The 2,729-nt window shown below is 56.1% G+C and carries 1 protein-coding gene and 1 pseudogene; one reads left to right on the plus strand and one right to left on the minus strand.

What is annotated here, in order from left to right; all coding sequences use genetic code 11:
- Nucleotides 1–370: 370 nt before the first annotated feature.
- Nucleotides 371–1,621, minus strand: coding sequence for a GNAT family N-acetyltransferase (locus DRB19_RS29355; protein ID WP_114189470.1), 1,251 nt, complete (start codon nucleotides 1,619–1,621; stop codon nucleotides 371–373).
- 371 nt (nucleotides 1,622–1,992) lie between these two features.
- Between DRB19_RS29355 and DRB19_RS29360 the strand changes: the two are divergent.
- Nucleotides 1,993–2,729 (plus strand): annotated as a pseudogene (locus DRB19_RS29360) (DDE-type integrase/transposase/recombinase); the annotation flags it as partial.

The raw sequence follows: 2,729 nt of genomic DNA on the forward strand, positions 1-2,729 counted from the left end.
GAAGGTGCCGCCCAACATCACTCTGGTGCCGCTGCCCGCCAAAGCGCCCGAGCTGAACCCGGTCGAGAACATCTGGCGTTGGTATAAGATGATAGCTGCATCGATGCAGCACCTCAGAGGTGACAGCTCATAATTCTGATAAGACACTGTATAGAACCGGATCCGGTGTCTTTTTTAAGTGTTCGGAAGGCGTTTTTACTGGATCAAGGGAGAAACTATTACAGGCTCAGTTGAACCCGCTCCAGCGCGGGCCTCGGCGTGGTCACGGATACTCAGAACGACTTTCACGTCCGAGAGGGCAAAATCTGTAGCCGAAGTTGATCTAGATGAAAGAATAACAACCAGGTCCGCTTTCATCGGCTGCAGCGTCCTATCTCAGCTCCGTTTCTTGGTCGGCCTGTCTGAGTTGAGCGGCTTCAGCGGCTCGGCGAGGTTTATGATCTCCTGGATGCTTGAGCTTGCGGTAAACAACCTTCACGGCTTCAGGAATCCGAGGGCGCACATACTCGTGATATAGGGTCCGCGGGAGCTGAAGCAGGACTGGAAATGCACTTCGGCGAACAAGGTGGATATCAATGTACTCATCACTAGACATGTGCCAGAGGCGGTGAGCATCAAAGTCGCTCATGGGGTTGACCTCATCGAGATCAGAGCGGGAAAATGCCTCTCTCAACGTCACCTCGGTCAAAAGAGTGCCGGGCCTGCAGTCAGCGAAGTCCTCGTCGAAAGCGTACTTTAGCAGGATGAGGGTTGCGCCGCACTGGACAGCCATCTGCGCCGCGACGAGCCGATTATTGACCCGGATCGCATGCCATTCCAGATGGCCGCGCATGGCGAAGTTGCGTGCCACAGTTGTGTAGAAGTCAACTAAGTTGTGGTCGTTTAGAATAGCGGTGCCGTTGCGGCCTTTCCATCCAGACGCTTCAAGAGCCAGGAACTCCAGCAGCAAGTTTTCATCTGCGGTGCTCTCTTTCCTGATCTCAACCGAGACAGCTCCTAGCCGTTCGAGCTTTTTGCGAAAGCGTCTGAGATTGCGGCCCATGTGGCTGAAGTTGCCCAAGTAGGTGTCGAAATCTCCCTGCACATCAAGGAAGGAATACATCGAGCGCCGGCCCCGATGCACAACATAGCCGTCAGATCCGCTCTGCAGGGCTCTCCAGGCTGGGGAGCCCTGTCTCACGGCTTTGAGATCGAGGCCGATATGGTTCGGAGCTTGGCGCTCTGCCTCCGCCAGCAGAGCCTGAAGTGCTGCTCCGGCCTCCTCGGGCGCCAGCAGAATGTCGCACGATGGCGTCGTTTCGTTGTCGAATGGCGTGTGGAGCAGCGGCCAGCGCTCCCCCAAAACCGGATGTGGAACGACGATGGTCGGCAGCACACCCACCAGTTCGTCACTGGCATAGGCAAAGCTGCAGAACCACCTCTCGCCCTTCTTCAACCGGTGGCGCAGGAAGGCATCGACCCACGCGGGTGATAGGGTCGGGATCTTCTGCGACGCATCCCAAGCCAAACGATCCCAAGCTGGGATATGAGGTCTAAGATCTTCAAGAGTGTGGACAGTCACAGCTTGCAAGCTGTGCTCTTGGGCAGCTCGCGACGTTAGTGAGCGCACATTGAAATCCATGGTTGGCACATATCTGAACTAGTGAAAAGCCTATCCTATGGCTGCTAGTTTCAACGGCACTAAATATTTCCAGAAGTATTGAATTATCTATTCTGAAGCACTCCTTTATCTCTAAGCAAATATTTGTGATTTTTCCTCCTACCCCAGTCGTCAATGGGAAAATTTTCAGCTTATTTAAACATTTTACTTGAGTGAGCTTCTGAATGAACTGGAAGAGGTGGGCGTTGCAGACCGCTTCCGCGGCCTCGATCTGCTCGATCCTGCGGTCGAAGGTGGCCCAGCGCCGCCTGCGGGTCGCCGTTTCCAACGGCTAGATGTTCGATCCCAGAGTTTGCTGGTGCATTCTTATCGCCGGAATGGAGGGACGCGCTATGGGCCAAGTTCTCCATGGGAGCGCCACCACGACAGAGGCAGTCCGTCGAGCAATCCAAAATAGTCAAGCGAGCTTGAGGGCCCTGGCCGAGCGCCATGGCATCAACCCCAAGACCGTCGCCAAATGGAAGAAGCGGGATACCACCGCAGATCGCCTTCCGCCGGCATACCCTGCTGCCGCTGGACGATTGCCTCCACGCCCTGCAAGCCACCATCCCGCACCTGACCCGCTCCTCGCTGCATCGCTGTCTGCAGCGGCATGGCATCAGCCGCCTCCCCGAGGTGGCCGGCGACAAGCCGGCCAAGAAGAAGTTCAAGGCCTATCCGATCGGCTACTTCGATATCGACATCGCTGAGGTGCGCACTGAGGAGGGAAGGCTCTATCTGCTGGTCGCGATTGACCGCATGAGCAAGTTTGCCTTCGTGGAACTGCACGAGAAGGTGACGACCGGGATCGCTGGCGACTTCCTGCGCGCGCTCATCAAGGCCGTGCCTTACAGGGTGCATACGGTCCTGACGGACCATGGCATCCACTTCACCACGCCCAGCAACACAGCTTCTGCAGCCCCGCTGATCAAGAAAGCAATGAAACGAGGCGAACTCTTCCGAGCCCATGCCTTTGAGTATGCTTGTGCCCAGAACGATGTGGACCATCGCCTGACCAAGCCGCACCATCCCTGGACCACTGATGTGATCGACAAGAGCTTTTTACATCATCTTGGTGTATTCTCCTCTG

This window comes from Microvirga aerophila, from assembly GCF_003332305.1.
Lineage (GTDB): Bacteria > Pseudomonadota > Alphaproteobacteria > Rhizobiales > Beijerinckiaceae > Microvirga > Microvirga aerophila.

What these genes read in the sequence shown, in the direction of transcription:
- DRB19_RS29355 (WP_114189470.1), bottom strand. Translation starts at nt 1,621, where the DNA reads ATGGATTTCAATGTGCGCTCACTAACGTCGCGAGCTGCCCAAGAGCAC.